The 16,063-nt window shown below is 64.3% G+C and carries 17 protein-coding genes; 8 read left to right on the top strand and 9 right to left on the bottom strand.

All coding sequences use genetic code 11. The annotated features are described in order from the left end of the window. Entirely contained in the window at window positions 1–768 is a 768-nt protein-coding gene (locus tag FJ967_RS04615) for a metallophosphoesterase family protein (protein WP_140730517.1), read from the top strand. A gap of 30 nt (window positions 769–798) precedes the next feature. Here the strand turns inward: FJ967_RS04615 and FJ967_RS33910 are convergent, their stop codons facing one another. Further along, window positions 799–930, bottom strand: a complete 132-nt coding sequence (locus FJ967_RS33910; protein WP_013893872.1) for a hypothetical protein — start codon at window positions 928–930, stop codon at window positions 799–801. Between the two features lie 288 nt (window positions 931–1,218). Beyond that, on the bottom strand, window positions 1,219–1,917 hold the full coding sequence (locus FJ967_RS04605) for a type 1 glutamine amidotransferase (RefSeq protein ID WP_140730516.1): 699 nt from the start codon (window positions 1,915–1,917) through the stop codon (window positions 1,219–1,221). 88 nt (window positions 1,918–2,005) lie between these two features. Between FJ967_RS04605 and FJ967_RS04600 the strand changes: the two genes are divergently transcribed. From FJ967_RS04600 to FJ967_RS04585, 4 genes are all read left to right on the top strand, one after another. Next, window positions 2,006–2,653 carry a hypothetical protein gene (locus FJ967_RS04600; protein WP_140730515.1) on the top strand — a complete coding sequence of 216 codons (648 nt, stop codon included), beginning with the start codon at window positions 2,006–2,008 and terminating at the stop codon, window positions 2,651–2,653. A 31-nt stretch (window positions 2,654–2,684) separates the two neighbouring features. After that, complete coding sequence (locus FJ967_RS04595) at window positions 2,685–3,419, top strand: 16S rRNA (uracil(1498)-N(3))-methyltransferase (RefSeq protein ID WP_140730514.1); 735 nt, start codon at window positions 2,685–2,687, stop codon at window positions 3,417–3,419. A gap of 146 nt (window positions 3,420–3,565) precedes the next feature. Continuing rightward, complete coding sequence (locus FJ967_RS04590) at window positions 3,566–4,939, top strand: glutamate--cysteine ligase (protein WP_140730513.1); 1,374 nt, start codon at window positions 3,566–3,568, stop codon at window positions 4,937–4,939. Between the two features lie 89 nt (window positions 4,940–5,028). Continuing rightward, complete coding sequence (locus FJ967_RS04585) at window positions 5,029–6,060, top strand: DUF937 domain-containing protein (RefSeq protein ID WP_140730512.1); 1,032 nt, start codon at window positions 5,029–5,031, stop codon at window positions 6,058–6,060. A 166-nt stretch (window positions 6,061–6,226) separates the two neighbouring features. Here the strand turns inward: FJ967_RS04585 and FJ967_RS04580 are convergent, their stop codons facing one another. Next, the gene (locus FJ967_RS04580; protein WP_140730511.1) at window positions 6,227–6,517 is read right to left on the bottom strand and encodes a DUF1127 domain-containing protein; all 291 of its coding nucleotides are present in this window, start codon (window positions 6,515–6,517) and stop codon (window positions 6,227–6,229) included. A 177-nt stretch (window positions 6,518–6,694) separates the two neighbouring features. On the opposite strand from FJ967_RS04580, the gene FJ967_RS04575 reads away from it, so the two are divergent. The 3 genes from FJ967_RS04575 (at window position 6,695) to FJ967_RS04565 (ending at window position 10,489) form a co-directional block, all read left to right on the top strand. Beyond that, window positions 6,695–7,651: a LysR substrate-binding domain-containing protein gene (locus FJ967_RS04575; protein ID WP_140730510.1), complete on the top strand. Its 957-nt coding sequence runs from the start codon at window positions 6,695–6,697 to the stop codon at window positions 7,649–7,651. Window positions 7,652–7,720: 69 nt separating this feature from the next. Next, the gene (gene xseA, locus FJ967_RS04570; RefSeq protein WP_140730509.1) at window positions 7,721–9,367 is read left to right on the top strand and encodes an exodeoxyribonuclease VII large subunit; all 1,647 of its coding nucleotides are present in this window, start codon (window positions 7,721–7,723) and stop codon (window positions 9,365–9,367) included. A gap of 3 nt (window positions 9,368–9,370) precedes the next feature. Further along, window positions 9,371–10,489, top strand: a complete 1,119-nt coding sequence (locus FJ967_RS04565; RefSeq protein WP_140730508.1) for a P1 family peptidase — start codon at window positions 9,371–9,373, stop codon at window positions 10,487–10,489. A gap of 57 nt (window positions 10,490–10,546) precedes the next feature. Here the strand turns inward: FJ967_RS04565 and FJ967_RS04560 are convergent, their stop codons facing one another. From FJ967_RS04560 to FJ967_RS04535, 6 genes are all read right to left on the bottom strand, one after another. Beyond that, complete coding sequence (locus tag FJ967_RS04560) at window positions 10,547–10,798, bottom strand: DUF768 domain-containing protein (RefSeq protein WP_140730507.1); 252 nt, start codon at window positions 10,796–10,798, stop codon at window positions 10,547–10,549. Window positions 10,799–11,211: 413 nt separating this feature from the next. Beyond that, window positions 11,212–11,901 (bottom strand): SDR family NAD(P)-dependent oxidoreductase, encoded by a 690-nt coding sequence (locus tag FJ967_RS04555; RefSeq protein ID WP_140730506.1) that lies wholly within the window; start codon window positions 11,899–11,901, stop codon window positions 11,212–11,214. Window positions 11,902–12,188: 287 nt separating this feature from the next. Then, window positions 12,189–13,208, bottom strand: coding sequence for an isopenicillin N synthase family oxygenase (locus FJ967_RS04550; protein ID WP_140730505.1), 1,020 nt, complete (start codon window positions 13,206–13,208; stop codon window positions 12,189–12,191). A gap of 250 nt (window positions 13,209–13,458) precedes the next feature. After that, the gene (locus FJ967_RS04545) at window positions 13,459–14,499 is read right to left on the bottom strand and encodes an ornithine cyclodeaminase (RefSeq protein WP_140730504.1); all 1,041 of its coding nucleotides are present in this window, start codon (window positions 14,497–14,499) and stop codon (window positions 13,459–13,461) included. A 31-nt stretch (window positions 14,500–14,530) separates the two neighbouring features. After that, window positions 14,531–15,160 (bottom strand): FMN-binding negative transcriptional regulator, encoded by a 630-nt coding sequence (locus FJ967_RS04540; protein ID WP_140730503.1) that lies wholly within the window; start codon window positions 15,158–15,160, stop codon window positions 14,531–14,533. An 18-nt stretch (window positions 15,161–15,178) separates the two neighbouring features. Then, window positions 15,179–16,060, bottom strand: coding sequence for a branched-chain amino acid ABC transporter permease (locus tag FJ967_RS04535; RefSeq protein ID WP_140730502.1), 882 nt, complete (start codon window positions 16,058–16,060; stop codon window positions 15,179–15,181). Window positions 16,061–16,063 lie beyond the last annotated feature (3 nt).

Genomic DNA, 16,063 nt, shown 5'->3' with positions numbered 1-16,063 from the left:
TTGGCGGAACCCGGCATCCATTTCCTCGACGCGCACGGCCCGGACGGCATGCGCCTCTATGCCATTGGCGACGTACACGGCCGGCTCGACCTGTTGGCGGCCATGCACCAGCGGATCGAGAGCGAGCTGGAATGGAAACCAGTTCGCGACTGGCGGGTAATCCACCTCGGCGACTATGTCGACCGCGGGCCGGACTCCAAAGGCGTCATCGATTTCCTGATCGAGGCACGGGAGCGCGATCCGCGCCACCTGATGCTCGCCGGCAATCATGACATCGGCTTGCTCGATTTTCTGGAAACCCCTGATCCGGAGGGGCTTTTCATGCGCTATGGCGGCGTTCAGACAGCGCTGTCCTATGGCGTGTCGCTCACCGCCGACGCCAGTTGGTTTGGTAAGATGGAAACAGTTCGACGGGGACATGCGGCCCTCCTTGAGGCCGTGCCGCCTGGCCATGTCGACTTCTTGCGGTCGCTGCCGTTCTCGTTGACGTTTGGCGACTTCTTCTTCTGCCATGCCGGCATCCGGCCCGGCATTCCCCTGGACAAACAGAACCCGCAGGACCTGATCTGGATCCGTGACCTTTTCCACGATCACACCGGCCTGTTGCCGAAGATCGTGGTGCACGGCCACACACCGGTCCCGGAGGCCGAAGTGATGGCCAACCGCGTCAATGTCGACACGCTCGCCTGGCAATCAGGCATGCTCACCGCACTCGTCGTCGACGGCGCGGACAAACGCATCCTGGAAATGTCGATAAAGGGGCCTTGAGCCCCATCCGGGGCGCGAGGATGCCCTGGCTTAGCGCAGGGAGGCGGTGACGCCGTAGCCGTCGACCGCATTGTGGTTGTTGGCGGCATCGGCGGCATAGATACCCAGGCCGCAGAGCACGATAGCGGACAGCATGGCAAAGGACAGAAGCGCTGCTTTCACGGAGGTCATCTCTTGTTGAGCTTTCTGCATCTGTGCACGAGGCGGTTACCAATGCGTTGAAACTGAAAATACGTCTCAAAGTTTCGACGATTTGCAGCTTCTAGGCGTGTTCTGTATCGGTGGTGTGTCGCACGGGTCACACAAAAGGTTCATCCCGGTTGCACAGCCGATGTAAGGCGCGCGCCTTCTAGGATAGCGGCCGGACACAAGCCAAGGATGAAAGGGGTTTTCCCACACGGATTCCCCGCCGCGTGCCAATTATGTCACGCGGCGGGCCATGAGCGACGCTCAGATGGTCGCGACCCAGGCGCGGGCAATGGCCAGGCCAGCAGCATCGGCGTCGGGACCGTTGCGAGCCATTTCGCCGTCGAGCTTGCCGGCCCAGTCGGGATGGCGTGCGGCAATGGTCGGTGCGAAGGAGGAACTCCAGTCCTTCACCATCGGCCGATCGGCCTCGAAATGGAACTGAAAACCGTAGACGGCGCGGCCGACGCGAAACGCCTGGTTTTCAGCGACGTCGTTGCCGGCGAGCCGTACGGCGCTTTCGGGCAGATCGAACGTGTCGTCGTGCCACTGGAAGATCGGGAACTTTTCGGGCAATTCGGCGAGCACCGGATCGGCCTTGGCGTCTGGCGTCAGCGAGACGCCGCGCCAGCCGAATTCGTTGGCGCCGCCGATGCGGTTCTCGCCGCCGAAGGCGCGGGCCACGAGCTGGCTGCCGAGGCAGATGCCGAGCACGGCGCGATCCTTGCCGGCAAAATCGCTGATAAGTTCGAGCAGCTCCGGGAAATAGGGATAGTCTTGGTCGGCCAGCGCATTCTGGCCGCCGCCGAGCACCACCATGGCGTCATGGCCGGTCGCGTCATGCGGCAGCGGATCGCCCTTGTAGGGAAGGCGCACGTCGAGATCGGCACCTGCTTCGGCAAGCGCCGCGCCGACCTGGCCGAGCCCGGTATTGTCGTAGTTCTGGACCACCAGCACCCGCATCGCAAAACCCTGCTGACATGAAAATGGTGCCGTGAGCGATATCATGGCGCCAGCATTTCAGCCAAGATGCGTATCGCGGGAGAAAACTATGCCACTGCAGAACCGGGTCGATCCGTTCGGCGCCATCCACGCTGTATCAGAGCGCGGGCTGTTCACCGGCAATCGCGGCATCATCCACGACCCCGAGACCAAGACCCTTCTGAAGAAGCGCTGGGCCTTGCCGGCCTGGATCATCTGCGTGTGCCAATTCCGCAATGTGCGGCGCGAGCCGATGGGCCGCAACCGGCCTGGGGGAAAGGCCGGCTGGACCGAACTGTTCTTCCTCGACGAGGTAACCGCGCTCGCCGCCGGACATCGCCCGTGCTTCTTCTGCCAGCGCGAACGGGCCAGGGACTTTGTCGGCCGCTTCGGCCAGGCCTTCGATATCGAGGAGCCCCGCGCTCCGCAGGTGGACAAGCGATTGCATGGAGAGCGGCTGGCCTCGGGCGGTAAACGGCCCGCCGTCGCAATGGACGCGCTTGCGGGCCTGCCCGACGGCGCGATGATCGCGGCTGGCGGCAGCGCCTATGCCGTGCGCCACGGCAGGATGCTGGCCTGGAGTTTTGCCGGATACGGCCCGCCAACCATCCTTGATCGGTCTCGCGACGAGACGCTCGTGCTGCTGACCCCGGAAACGACGCTTGCCGTCCTGCGTCGCGGTTTTCAGCCCGTATGGCACCCTTCCGCCAAGGCTTGACGCCGGGCGCCGCCTCGCCCATTCCTCGGCCATGCGCGCCAATTACAAGATGCAACGCCTGTTCGTGCCCGACGATCTCGGGCCGGATGCCGAGTTCGAACCCGGCCAGCAGCAGAGCCATTATCTCCTGCATGTGCTGCGGCTCGCCGAAGGCGCCGAGATCCTTGTCTTCAATGGCCGCGACGGCGAGTGGTCGGCGGTCATATCGGCCAAATCGAAACGGTCCGTGCGGCTGAAAGTGCTGGCGTCGCAAAGGCCGCAGCCGCCCCTGCCCGACCTCATCTACTGCTTTTCGCCGCTGAAGCAGGGCCGGCTCGACTATCTCGTGCAGAAGGCGGTCGAGATGGGGGCCGGCGTGCTGCAACCGGTGATCACCCAGCATACACAGGTGGCAAAACCCTCGATCGATCGTTTGCGCGCCAATGTCGTCGAGGCCGCCGAGCAATGCGGCATACTGGCGGTGCCGCAGGTGCGCGAGGCGGAAAGATTCGAACGCCTGCTGACCGGCTGGGACAAGGAAAGACGGCTGGTCTTCTGCGACGAGGACGCCGCGACCAACAACCCGCTGCCTGCCCTGGAGGCGATACAGGAGAAAAAGCTCGCTTTGCTGGTCGGGCCCGAGGGCGGCTTTTCCGACGAGGAGCGCAAGATGCTCCGCGCCCTGCCTTTCGTGACCGCCATTCCGCTCGGGCCTCGCATCCTGCGCGCCGATACGGCGGCCGTCGCCGCACTTGCGGTGATGCAGGCAACGATCGGCGACTGGTAGGACTTTGTCCCTTGCAAGGGGTGCTTGCGGGCCGTGGCCTTCAATTCCTCTTGACCTGTGGCTCAGGATTTTTCGCTTGATCGTCTCCTGACATTTCGTCCATTTACCGCCGGCGGCCCTCCTGGTCGCGTTCTGAGGGCTTGATCATGGCGCGCGACACAACCGATTTCCGGCCTATCGAAGGCATAGACGAGCTTGTCGAGCACCTCGCCGAGGGCAACAAGCCGCGCGAAAAATGGCGCATCGGCACCGAACACGAGAAATTTCCGTTCTATGTCGATGGCAACGCGCCGGTGCCTTACGGCGGCGAGCGCGGCATCCGCGCCATCCTCGAGGGCATGCAGAACAAGCTGGGCTGGGATCCCATCATCGATGGCGGCCGTATCATCGGCCTGGTCGAACCGACAGGCCAGGGCGCGATCTCGCTCGAGCCCGGCGGCCAGTTCGAACTTTCGGGCGCCCCGCTGGAGACGATCCACCAGACCTGCCGCGAGGGCAATGCCCATCTGGCACAGGTGCGCGAGATCGCCGAGCCGATGGGGATCCGCTTCCTCGGCCTCGGCGGCAGCCCGAAATGGTCGCTGGCCGAGACGCCCAAAATGCCGAAGTCGCGCTATGAGATCATGACGCGCTACATGCCCAAGGTCGGCACCAAGGGCCTCGACATGATGTACCGCACCTGCACCATCCAGGTGAACCTCGACTTCGAGAGCGAGGCCGACATGCGTCGCAAGATGCAGGTTTCGCTGAAGCTGCAGCCGCTGTCGACGGCGCTGTTCGCCAACTCGCCCTTCACCGACAGCCGGCCGAACGGGCTGCAGAGCTGGCGCGGCGACATCTGGCGCGATACCGACAACCAGCGCTCGGGCCTGCTCGAATTCTGCTTCTCGCCCGATTTCGGTTTCGCCGACTATGTCGAATGGGCGCTCGACGTGCCGATGTATTTCGTCATCCGCGACGGCCACTATCACGACATGACGCATATCACCTTCCGCCAGTTCATGGCCGGCGCCGCACGCAAGGAAGTGCCGGACGGACTGCCGACCATGGGCGACTGGGCGAACCATCTGTCGACCCTGTTCCCGGATGTGCGGCTGAAGCGCTTCCTGGAAATGCGCGGCGCCGATGGCGGGCCGTGGCGGCGCATCTGCGCGCTGCCGGCCTTCTGGGTCGGCCTGCTCTATGACGAAGCGGCGCTCGACGCGGCCGAGGCCTTGACCTCGAGCTGGACCTACAAGGAAGTGCTGGCCATGCGCAACGCCGTGCCGGAACTGGGCATTTCCGCGCCCTTCCGCAACACCACGCTGCGTGAGATCGCGCGCGACGTGATGGCCATTTCTCGCACTGGCTTGAAGAACCGCGGCAAGAAGAACCGTGACGGCTACGACGAAACCTCGTTCCTCAACACGCTCGACGAGGTCGTGGCGCGCGGCACCACCAGCGCCGAGGAAATGCTGTCGGCCTACCACACGCGCTGGGGTGGCTCGATCGAGCCCGTGTTCATGGAATATGCCTATTAACCGCGCGCGTTGAGGAGCGGCAAAAGCCGCTTCAATCGACTGTTGAAACGAATTAGGCTCTCTTCCGAGGAATTCAGGAGGAGAAGCCGATGCCTACCTTGTTCGACATGCTGACGCAGGCCCAGAACGGCAACGGCATGCAGGCGCTTGCCCAGCAATACGGGCTTTCGCTGCAACAGACGCAGGCGGCGGTCGCTGCACTGCTGCCGGCCTTTTCACAAGGGTTGCAGCGCAACACCGCCGATCCCTACGGGCTCGGCGCTTTCATGACGGCGATGGCAAGCGGCCAGCACGCCAAATATTTCGAGGACGCCACGCGTGCCTTCTCGCCGCAAGGCGTCGACGAGGGCAACGGCATCCTCGGGCACCTCTTCGGTTCGAAGGACCTGTCGCGCGCCGTGGCCAGCCAGGCGGCGCAGGCGAGCGGCGTCAGCCAGCAGATCCTGCAACAGATGCTGCCCGCCATCGCCTCGATGGTGATGGGCGGGCTGTTCAAGCAGACCACAAATCAGATGCAGGCCGCGGGAGGCTTCGGCGGCGGCAACAATCCGCTCGGCGAGATCATCGAGCAGATGATGCGGCAAGGCGGAGGCATGCAGGCGCCGGCACCACAGCCGCGCCAGGCGCCGCCGCCGCAGAACCCTATGGACAACCCGCTCGGCAAAGTCTTGCAGGACATGTTCGGGGGCGGAACGCCGCAGCCGCAAAGCCAGCCGCAGCAGACGCAGAACCCCTATGGAGACAATCCGCTCGGCAAGGTGCTGCAAGACATGTTCGGCGGCGGCGCGGCGCCGCAACCGCAGCCGCAACAGACACAAAGCCCTTATGGCGATAATCCGCTGGGCAAGATCTTTGAGGAAATGCTGCGGCAAGGCGGTGGCGGCGGCTTCGGCCTCCCCGGCGGACAGCCGGCACCACAGCCCCAGGCGCCACAACAGCGTCAGCCGCCGCAGCAGCGCCAGGCGCCGCAGCCGCAAGCCAATCCGAGCGGCAGGCCGAGGAACCCTTTCGACGATCTGTTCGGCAAGATGTTCGAGACCGGCGCCCAGCAGCGTGACGATTACCAGAAGGGCGTGGAAACGATCTTCGACCAGTTCAAGCGGGACATGGACCGGCGGTAGCCGCCGGGTCAGCGCTGCTCGGAACCAGAAAAGAAAAGCCCGGTCCTTGGGAGGACCGGGCAGCGTGCAGGCTGGCCGGCGGGGAACCGGCAGGGAGTGGGAAGCCTGCATGAACCTTGGTCGCGCTGAACGATAAAAAGGTTCAGCGGGACCGAAACGGAGCCTATCAGGCCACCTTGCGGGCGATGTCCTCGATCGTTTCCACGCGATCGCTGGCAATTTCGCGCAGGATCACGGTGGGATCGCGGCCAAACGGCACGTCGATGGCGACGTAAAGGTCGGCGCGCGTCAGGCCGATATCGGCGAGTTCGGCATCCGACATCTCGCCCAGGCGATAGAAGGCGCGGCGATTTTTCCAGGCGCGGTAGAAATTGAAGGCCGCGTTGGCCACGCGCATCGCAACGGCCGGACGCGAGGTGATGCGCGTGGTCTCGGTGGCGAAATCGATCGTGGTCATGTCAGTCTCCTTCGGAGTCGAGCGGACGAAACCAGGCAATCGGCGCCCGGGAGAAGCGCCGTTCCGGTCCCAATACACATGCCTTCATGTGGACAATGCCAATTTGCCATCGACCGATTGATTAATCCAACGAATGTTTCTAATCCTAGGCATCAACATCAATGATGGATCACGCCGATGAAAGCGCCGCTCGATCTGGATCAGTTGCAGACCTTCATCTCGATCGCCGACACGGGAAGCTTCACCCGGGCCGCCGAAGAAGTGCACCGCACCCAGTCGGCCGTGTCGATGCAGATGCGCCGGCTGGAGGAGCGGATCGGCAAGCCGCTGTTCGAGAAAGAGGGGCGCACCAACAGGCTGACGGAGGAAGGCGACAAGCTGCTCTCCTATGCGAGGCGGCTGCTCTACCTCAACCGAGAAACGCTCGCGGCCTTTGACGACCAGCGGCTGGAAGGCACCATCCGCATCGGAACGCCCGACGACTATGCCGACCGTTTCCTGCCCGAAATCATGGCCCGCTTCACCCGTCCCAATCCGCGCGTCGAACTGACGGTCATCTGCGAGCCGACGCCGGGGCTGGTCGAACACATCAAGCGCGGTAATCTCGACCTGGCGCTGGTGACGCACAATGACGTGCGTGGCCAATCGGAGGTCGTGCGGCGCGAACCGCTGCTGTGGGTCTCCTCGGCCAATCATGCCACGCATGAGCAGGAAATCCTGCCGATGGCCTTTGGCCGGCCGAACTGCATATGGCGGCGCGCCGCGGTCGACGTTCTGGACCAGCAGAACCGCGACTATCGGATCCTGTTCACCAGCTTCTCGGCGACCGTGATCACCGCCGCCGTGCTGTCGGGTCTTGCGGTCTCGGTGCTGCCGGAATGCGCGCTCAGGCCCGGCATGCGGGTGCTGGGCGAAGCCGACGGCTTCGGCGCGCTGCCTGACTGCCGCATCGGCATCATGCGCGGCCAGACCTCGCGACCGGAAATCGTCGACGCGCTTGCCCGCCACATCTCGGAAAGCCTGGACAACATCTCGATCCCGCTTGGCGAGGAAACAGGGACTTTCGACTTCGCCGCCCTTGCCTTTGCCAAGATGAAACGGACAAGGCCCAACCAGATCCTGCCGGGTTGGTAGGAAGGTCATGAACAGCTGGCTTGGCACGGGCGCCTTGACGCAGGCACCCAACCAGCCCCCAATCGGCCGATGAGCGAAGCAGCATCCGAATCACGCACCAACGCCACCGAATACACGGTGAGCGAAATATCAGGCGCGCTGAAGCGCACCGTGGAAGACGTGTTCGGCAATGTGCGCGTGCGCGGCGAAATATCGGGCTATCGCGGGCCGCATTCCTCGGGCCATGCCTATTTCGCGCTGAAGGACGACCGCGCCAGGCTCGACGCCGTGGTGTGGAAAGGCACGATGAGCCGGCTGAAATTCCGCCCCGAGGAAGGGATGGAGGTGATCGCCACCGGCAAGCTCACCACCTATCCCGGCAAATCCAACTACCAGATCGTCATCGACAATCTGGAGCCGGCCGGCGCCGGGGCGCTGATGGCGCTGCTGGAGGAGCGCAAGCGCCGGCTGCAGGCGGAGGGACTTTTCGATGCGGGGCGCAAACGCCGGCTGCCGTTCATGCCGCGCGTCATCGGCGTCGTCACCTCGCCGACCGGATCGGTGATCCGCGATATCATCCACCGCATCAAGGACCGCTTCCCGCTGCATGTGCTGGTCTGGCCGGTGCGCGTGCAGGGCGACACGGCAAGCGCGGAAGTGACCAATGCCGTCACCGGGTTCAACGCGCTGGCATGGGATAGCCCTATCCAGCGACCCGATCTGCTGATCGTGGCACGCGGCGGCGGCAGCCTGGAAGATCTGTGGGGCTTCAACGACGAAGCACTCGCCCGCGCCGTCGCCGCCTCCGGTATTCCGGTGATCTCGGCCGTCGGGCACGAGACCGACTGGACGCTGATCGACCTTGTCGCCGACGTGCGGGCGCCGACACCGACGGGTGCGGCCGAAATCGCCGTGCCGGTGAAGGCAGACCTCGAAGCGACGCTGGCCAGCCTTGGGGCGCGGCTCAAATCCGCGGTCTTGCGCAATTTCGAACGCAAGCGGCAGGCAGCCCGCGCGGCGGCGCGGGCACTGCCCTCGCCCGATCAATTGCTGGCTCTGCCGCGCCGGCGGCTCGACGACGCGACATCGAGGCTCGGCCGCGGCCTCATGGTCTCCACCGAACGAAAACGGGCTCGCTTCTTCGCGGTGAAGCTGAACCCGGCAATGCTGTCGCAGCGGATCGCCGAGGCACGGCGCCACAACGACCGCAACCTTTTGCGGGCGCAGGCAGCGCTGCGCGCGCTGGCCAGAGCCCGGCGCGCCGAACTCAATCGCGCGGCCGACCAGTTGCCAAAATGCGCGAAGGCCTCGCTGCAGCGACACAGGCAGCAGCTGGCTCTCCTGCAAGGCCGCATCACGATCGAGCCGACCGCGCGGCGGCAGCGTGTACAAAGGGATTTGCTGACGGCCCTGACGCGACGTGGCCGCCAAGCGGTGCTGATCAGGCTGGAACGCCTGCGCAGCCGTATTGGCCAGGCCGACAGGCTGATGGCGACGCTGTCGCACAAGGCGGTCCTGGCACGCGGCTTCGCGCTGGTGAAGGACGCCGACGGCGCCGTCATCAAGCAGGCTGCCGACGTGGCGTCGGGGATGACGCTTTCGCTGGAGTTCGCCGACGGCACCGCGGACGCGGTGGCAACCAGCGGCGCGGCGCGACCGAAGCCTGCTGTCAAGCCTGCGGCCAAGGCCCTAGTTGCCAAGACGAAGGAACCCGGCAATCAGGGATCATTGTTCTAAAGCATGACCGACAATCCGCACCATCTGGCAACGCCATCCGGCAAGCCACGCGCGCGAAGCCTCGCAATCGCCTTCGACGGGACGCCCGGGCCCTTCAACGCCATCACCGACGTGGCCGGCGTCGCCGTCGGCTATGCGACGCTGATCTCGGGCGACGGTCCGCTCGTGGTCGGCGAGGGACCGGTGCGCACCGGCGTCACCGCCATTTTGCCCAGGCCGCGCCCGGAATTGGCGACGCCGGTCTTTGCCGGCGTCTTCAGCCAGAACGGCAATGGCGAGCTGACCGGCACGCATATCATCGAGGAAACCGGCGCCTTCAATTTTCCGATCACCATTACCAACACGCATTCCTGCGGCGTCACGCGCGACGGCACGTTGCGCTGGATGCAGCGCGAACTGCCGGCGGCTATCGACAGCGCCTGGGGTCTGCCGGTGGCGGCGGAGACCTATGACGGTTTCCTCAACGACATCAACGGCCATCATGTCGGCTTCGAGCATGTTGCCCAGGCGCTCGACGGCGCGGGCAGCGGCGCGATCGAGGAGGGTAGCGTCGGTGGCGGCACCGGCATGATCACCTTCGGCTTCAAGGCCGGATCCGGCACCGCGTCACGGATCGTCGCATGGCAAGGGCGCGCCTATACGGTCGGCGCCTTCGTGCAATCGAATTTCGGCAAGCGGCACAATTTCACCATTCGCGGCCTGCGCGTCGAATCCGAACTCACCGAGCCGGCGATCCGCGAAGCCACCTTACGCGCGGAAAAGGGCTCGATCATCGCCATCATCGCCACCGATGCGCCGTTCCTGCCGCATCAGATGAAGCGGCTGGCCCGCCGCGTGCCGCTCGGCGTCGCCATGACGGGTGGCTTCGGCTACCACAGTTCGGGCGATATCTTTCTCGCCTTCTCGACGGCCAATCCCGCCGCAGCCCTCGCGCCGTCCGGCCGCATCGCCAATGCCGACTTCATTCCCGACGTGGATATCGACCCGTTCTTCGATGCGGTGATCCAGACGGTGGAGGAATCGATCCTCAATGCCCTGGTCGCCAATGAAGACATGACAGGGCGCGACGGCAATTTCGTGCCGGCGCTGCCGAAGGCGTGGCTGAAAGACAGGTTCGGCTGAAACGAAAACGCGGGCCGAACGGCCCGCGCATTCAGACAGGATTGTCCCTCGAAAAATCTATTCCGCGGCCTTGGCGGAGGCCTGCTGGTTTTCGTCGGCCTCCGCGGCTTCCTCGAGGCGCGAAGCGATCAATTCCTGGATGTCGCCGACTTCCTCCTGGATGTCCTCCAGCGGTATGCCGACTTCAGCCGCCTTGGCCGCGCATTCGCGGGCCAGCGTCTCGGCCTGCTTTTCGATCCTGGCGTGGGACTGGCAATGGACCTTTTCGCCGATCCATCCCCGCAAGAACTCGATCGCATGTTCACTCATACTGCTTTTCCCTGGCGGCAAAGCCGGTTGGTAATCACAAGATTCGGCATCCCGCGAAGAATGCATGTCCCCATTCGAGCCGAGTCGCCCTCGGCTCGCAAGCCGACGTCGTCCAAGGTCCACAGAGCCGGAGAAAATCGAAGATTGGGGAACATTTTCTGATTCTAAGAGACTGATACCGTTACGGGAATTCTATCCCGCGGAGAGAGGCTGCTTCTACTTGCTTCTTACGGCTTTCAGTCCGTTTGCGTCTCACTGGCTGTTGTAACAGCTGCCTGACGACCTTGCCGTTTGCGAGCATCAGTCATCGAGGCCGCCGCTATATAGTGATATCCTCATGCGATGTCGACTCTCCTCGAGGACGTGCATATGAGCCATGCACAAGTCGCATCGATCATCAAGCCAATCCCAGATCAGAAGGTCTCCACCCAAGGCCTGAGCTCCATCTCCCAGGTCCACGCGCTGCGGTGCTGGCGGTGGATGGCGAGATAGGCCTCGGCGATCGCGTCCGGCGACAGCCGGCGATCCTGCGGATCGGACTCCTGGCCGGAAACGGTCGAGGCAATGGCGCCGTCGATGATGAAATGCGCGACGTGGACGTTCTTGGGCGCCAGTTCGCGGGCCATGGACTGCGCCAGTCCGCGCAATCCGAATTTGGGCATCGCAAAACCGGCGGACCCGGCGAACCCCTTCACGCTTGCCGTCGCACCGGTGAAGAGGATCGACCCTGTTCCTCGGGCGACGAGCCGTCGGGCCGCCTGCTGGCCGACCAGGAACCCGCCATAGGCGCCGACCAGCAGCGCCTGCCGGACCGCCTCGGGATCAAGCTCAGCTATCGGACCGCGGGCGCGGCCGCTGGCGTTGAAAACCACCAGGGAAAGCGGACCGGCCTTGTCGGAAACTTCGAACAGGTGCTCCACCGAGGCCGGATCCGAAACATCCGTCGCCACGGCCTGCGCGCCGGTTTCCGCTTGCAGGGCGCTGAGCTTGTCGATGTTGCGGGCGGCCAGGACGATCTGGAACCCTTCCCTGGCGAGAAGACGCGCGAGCGAGGCGCTCAATCCGGAGCCCACCCCGGCAATGACGGCGACATTGGATGTCATGAGAGCTCTCCTTCTTGCGCTGATTGCACCGGTTTGGCGCACGCCGAAGTCTGCCGGATCAACGCCGCACCGGCAACGCGCAACGCGGAAAGAAAAATGGCCGGGCGCGAAAACGGCCCGGCCAAAAGAAGGTGATAACCTTCAGAGGGGAACACCGTTCAGCGAAATGGGAGGAAAACACCGAACGGGTTTTTCTTTTTTGAACCGATCTTGGTGTCGATACGACGAACGATTTTCCAAAATCAGCCGGAATTGCGAAAAATCCCATTCGTTCTTGCGTCAACGGCTCAACCCGCCCGGGTTTCCGGCTCGAGCAGATCGGCATAGTGGCGGCGCGCGACGTCGGGATGCGAGCGCAGCCGGCTTTTCAGCACATTGGTTCCGACATCGCGAAACAGCGGATTGTGTGGATCGCTGGCCGGCCCGCGCGCCTGCGCGGCCAGTTCGTCCGGGAGTTCGAGCAACGGTATCGTCGCATCGAGCCTGGCGCTGAAGAAGAACGGCACCGAAATGCGTTCGATGCCGGCGGGCGGCGTCACCACGCGATGCACGGTGGCGCGTAAATAGCCGTTCGAGGCCAGTTCAAGCAATTCGCCGATATTGACGACCAGCGTTCCGGGAATGGGGTCCACATCGACCCAGCTTCCGTCATAGTCGACCTGCAACCCCTTGTTGTCATCCTGAAGCAGCAGCGTCAGGAAACCGCCATCCTTGTGCGCTCCGACGCCCTGGTCGCCGCCGGTCGCCTCGCGGCCTGGATAGCGCACGATCTTCATGCGGTGGTTGGGCTCGTCGCGGTAGATCGGGTCGAAGGCATCCTCCGGCTGGTCGAGCGACAGCGCGAAGGCCTTCAGCAGTCTGATGGCCACCGCCGTCGCCTTGGCTTGCCAGGCCAGCAGGGCGGGTTTGAGTTCCGGCAGTGCGGTCGGCCACTGGTTCGGCCCTTGCAGACGTGTCCAGGCGGGAATTCCGGGGCCTTGCGCTATGGGTGGGCGCTCGACGCCGATATCGAGCTGTTCGCGCCAGTCCGCCTTGCCCTTGGTCAGTTCGCCGCCGGCACGCGTATAGCCGCGGAATTGCGAGGACCTGACCATTTCGATCGCCAGCTTGTCGGCCTCGGCCAAAGCGAAGAAGCGGCGGGACGCGGTCAGCACCTCGCTGATATCGGCCCAGGAGATGCCGTGCCCGGCCAGATAGAAAAAGCCGATGTCGCGCGAAGCGGAGCGCAGATCCGCCAGAAACGTCCGGCGCTCCGATGCACCCTGTTCAAAGCGGCTCAAATCGAGCACGGGCACTATTCTGGGCATATCAGGCTCCTTTCCTGGCTTCCGGGCGTGTGCCCATCCACAGCCAGGTCTGTTGGACATGCGTGCACTCTTCGACGGTCACAACCGCCAGCAATGCGCACAAGTCTCATCGAGACCAGATTGCCAAGGAAGAAACGATCGGCCCTTCGAAGCCGCCGCGACGAATAATTTTTCCACGCGCGCCGGCAAGCTGACAATGATCGCGATCATTGAGTGGATACGGTACCCCGGCAGGCGCGCGGCCTCTGCCTTATTGGGCCGCTCTCAGAAGCATTCCGAAGAGATCGCGCGGCTCGTCGGGGTCGGCCAGCATGTCGAGTTCCTGATAGAGCCCGGTCGAAGACAGTTGGTCCCTGATATAACGCAGCGCCGAGAAATCCTCGATGGCGAAGCCGACCGAATCGAACAGCGTGATCTGGCCGGCGTCGCGCCGGCCTTTGACCGCGCCGGTCATGACCTGCCACAGCTCCGTCACCTCATGATCCGGTGCCAGCTGCTGGATTTCGCCTTCGATGCGGGTCTGCGGCGGGTATTCGACGAAGATGTCCGAGCGCAACAGGATGTCGCGGTGCAGTTCGGTCTTGCCCGGACAGTCGCCGCCGACGGCATTGATGTGCACGCCCGAGCCAACCATGTTGTCGGTCAGGATGGTGGCATACTGCTTGTCGGCGGTGACGGTGGTGATGATGTCGGCGCCCTCGACCGCTTCCTGCGCGCTGGCGCAGGCAACGATGTCGAAGCCGAGGCCGGCAAGGTTGCGGATGCATTTGGTGGTCGCCGACCGGTCGATGTCGTAGAGCCTCAGCCTGTCGATGCCGAGCAGCGCCTTGAAGGCGAGCGCCTGGAACTCGGCCTGCGCGCCATTGCCGATCAGCGCCATGCAGCGGGAGCCGGCCGGCGCCAGATGCCTGGCGGCAAGCGCCGACATGGCCGCGGTGCGCAGCGCCGTCAGGATGGTCATCTCCGACAGCAATACGGGATAGCCGTTGTGGACGTCGGCCAGCATGCCGAAGGCGGTCACGGTCTGGCGGCCCTCGCGCATGTTCTTGGGATGGCCGTTGACATATTTGAAGCCGTAGACCTCGCCGTCGCTGGTCGGCATCAGTTCGATGACGCCCTCGGCGCTGTGCGAGGCGACGCGCGGCGTCTTGTCGAACAGCTCCCAGCGGCGGAAGTCGTCCTCGATGTAACCGGCGAGTTCGACCAGGAAGCGCTCGACGCCGATCCTGAGCACCAGCTTCATCATATGGTCGACGCTGACGAACGGCACGATGTTGAGATTGGGGATCATGTCCTGGTCCTTGCCCGCATTCCTGCGCCAGTCAGTCCGTGCGGTGCGCGTTGTGCGCCTTCATCATCGCGGCAAGCACCGGATCGTTTTGCTCCAGCGCGTCGATCGCGCCTGAAGTGTCGTAGCGGCGCTCATCCTGCCCCATCTTGAACTTGGCTTCGAGACGTTCGATCGGCAGGTCGAAACCGATAATGTGGGGAATGCGCCGTTCCATGCCACCGGGGCCGAGCTCACGCATGCGCCAGCGGTCGTCGCGATCCTTTTCCAGCACGTCGACCAGTTGCAGCAGATGCCGGGCGGTGCCGTGATCGTCGAGCGGCACGGGATGCCCATGGCAATGGACGACGGCGAAATTCCAGGTCGGCGCGCTGTCGCGGACGGGATTGCGGGGATACCAGGAGGAAGAGATATAGCCATGCGGCCCGTGGAAGACCGCGACCGTCTCCCTGCCCTCGGCAATCAGCGCGCTGTGCGGATTGGCCCTGGCGAGGTGCGAGACCAGCGTGCCGTTTTCGCCGCGTGCGCGATCGAGCACGAATGGCAGATGCGAGACGGCCAACCCCTGTGGCCCGGCAGTGACCACGGTGGCGAAAGCAGCCGTCTCGATCAGACCGAACACTTGGTCGCGCGACAACGGCTCGTATTCAGGTTTGCTGTACATCCGTGTGTGCCCTGACGCTCAGCTTCGCTGGACGCGCACGGCCGGGATCAGGCCTTGCGGGCGCAGCAGCAGCACGGCGATCACCCCCGACAGCACGATGGCGTCGCGATAGGGCGCGATCGTCGCCGGCAGCGTCGCCTGCAGCAGAACTTCGATGATGCCGAGCAGGAAGCCACCCGCGACGGCGCCCGGCAGGCTGCCCAGCCCGCCAACCACGGCGGCGATGAATGCCTTCAGCACAGGCGTGAAGCCCATCAGCGGATCGACGGAGGCGCGCTGCGCCACCCACAGCATCGCCGCCAGGCCGGCAAGCAGGCCGGAGAGCAGGAAGGCGGTGGCGATGATACGGCTCGCCGGAATGCCCATCAGCCGCACGACGTCGAAATCCTCGGCCGCGGCGCGCATCGCCGTGCCGGTGACCGAACGGCGCAGGAAGACTTCAAGCGCAATCAGAGCCAGGGCGGAAACGACGATGGAGATGCTGGGGCCGACGCCGATGGTGAAATCGCCGAAGGAGAAGGCACCCGTCATCCAGCCGGGCATGGCGACGGCCTGCGGCCGGGCCGAAATGCCGTTCTGGAAGACGACTTTCAAAAGGCTGGACACAGCGAAGCTCGTCAGCAAAAGACTGGTGACGGAGGCGCCACGCATCGGCCTGAAGGCAATGCGCTCCATGGCGACGGCGGCGAGCGCGCCGCAGGTGACGGCGACCAGCACGGCGACCGGAAAAGGCAAGCCGAGCACCAGCGATGCCAGAAGCGCATAGCCCGACAAGGTCATCAGCTCGCCATGGGCGAAATTGATCAGGCCGACAATTGAAAAGACGATCGCCAGCCCGAGCGCCAGCAGCGCATAGACGCCGCCGAGGCTGACCGCATTGATGATCTGTTGCGCGACCATTGC

The organism is Mesorhizobium sp. B2-3-4, assembly GCF_006442315.1.
Taxonomy (GTDB): Bacteria; Pseudomonadota; Alphaproteobacteria; order Rhizobiales; family Rhizobiaceae; genus Mesorhizobium.
This window is presented reverse-complemented; position numbering and strand designations above follow the sequence as displayed.

Excerpts from the sequence above, each read along its gene's own strand:
- FJ967_RS04605 (WP_140730516.1), bottom strand. The coding sequence starts at position 1,917 with ATGCGGGTGCTGGTGGTCCAGAACTACGACAATACCGGGCTCGGCCAG.
- FJ967_RS04560 (WP_140730507.1), bottom strand. The coding sequence starts at position 10,798 with ATGAGTGAACATGCGATCGAGTTCTTGCGGGGATGGATCGGCGAAAAG.
- FJ967_RS04565 (WP_140730508.1), top strand. The coding sequence starts at position 9,371 with ATGACCGACAATCCGCACCATCTGGCAACGCCATCCGGCAAGCCACGC.
- FJ967_RS04540 (WP_140730503.1), bottom strand. The coding sequence starts at position 15,160 with ATGTACAGCAAACCTGAATACGAGCCGTTGTCGCGCGACCAAGTGTTC.
- FJ967_RS04590 (WP_140730513.1), top strand. The coding sequence starts at position 3,566 with ATGGCGCGCGACACAACCGATTTCCGGCCTATCGAAGGCATAGACGAG.
- FJ967_RS04550 (WP_140730505.1), bottom strand. The coding sequence starts at position 13,208 with ATGCCCAGAATAGTGCCCGTGCTCGATTTGAGCCGCTTTGAACAGGGT.
- FJ967_RS04545 (WP_140730504.1), bottom strand. The coding sequence starts at position 14,499 with ATGATCCCCAATCTCAACATCGTGCCGTTCGTCAGCGTCGACCATATG.
- FJ967_RS04595 (WP_140730514.1), top strand. The coding sequence starts at position 2,685 with ATGCGCGCCAATTACAAGATGCAACGCCTGTTCGTGCCCGACGATCTC.
- FJ967_RS04600 (WP_140730515.1), top strand. The coding sequence starts at position 2,006 with ATGCCACTGCAGAACCGGGTCGATCCGTTCGGCGCCATCCACGCTGTA.
- FJ967_RS04535 (WP_140730502.1), bottom strand. The coding sequence starts at position 16,060 with ATGGTCGCGCAACAGATCATCAATGCGGTCAGCCTCGGCGGCGTCTAT.
- FJ967_RS04585 (WP_140730512.1), top strand. The coding sequence starts at position 5,029 with ATGCCTACCTTGTTCGACATGCTGACGCAGGCCCAGAACGGCAACGGC.
- FJ967_RS04575 (WP_140730510.1), top strand. The coding sequence starts at position 6,695 with ATGAAAGCGCCGCTCGATCTGGATCAGTTGCAGACCTTCATCTCGATC.
- FJ967_RS04555 (WP_140730506.1), bottom strand. The coding sequence starts at position 11,901 with ATGACATCCAATGTCGCCGTCATTGCCGGGGTGGGCTCCGGATTGAGC.
- FJ967_RS04580 (WP_140730511.1), bottom strand. The coding sequence starts at position 6,517 with ATGACCACGATCGATTTCGCCACCGAGACCACGCGCATCACCTCGCGT.
- xseA (WP_140730509.1), top strand. The coding sequence starts at position 7,721 with ATGAGCGAAGCAGCATCCGAATCACGCACCAACGCCACCGAATACACG.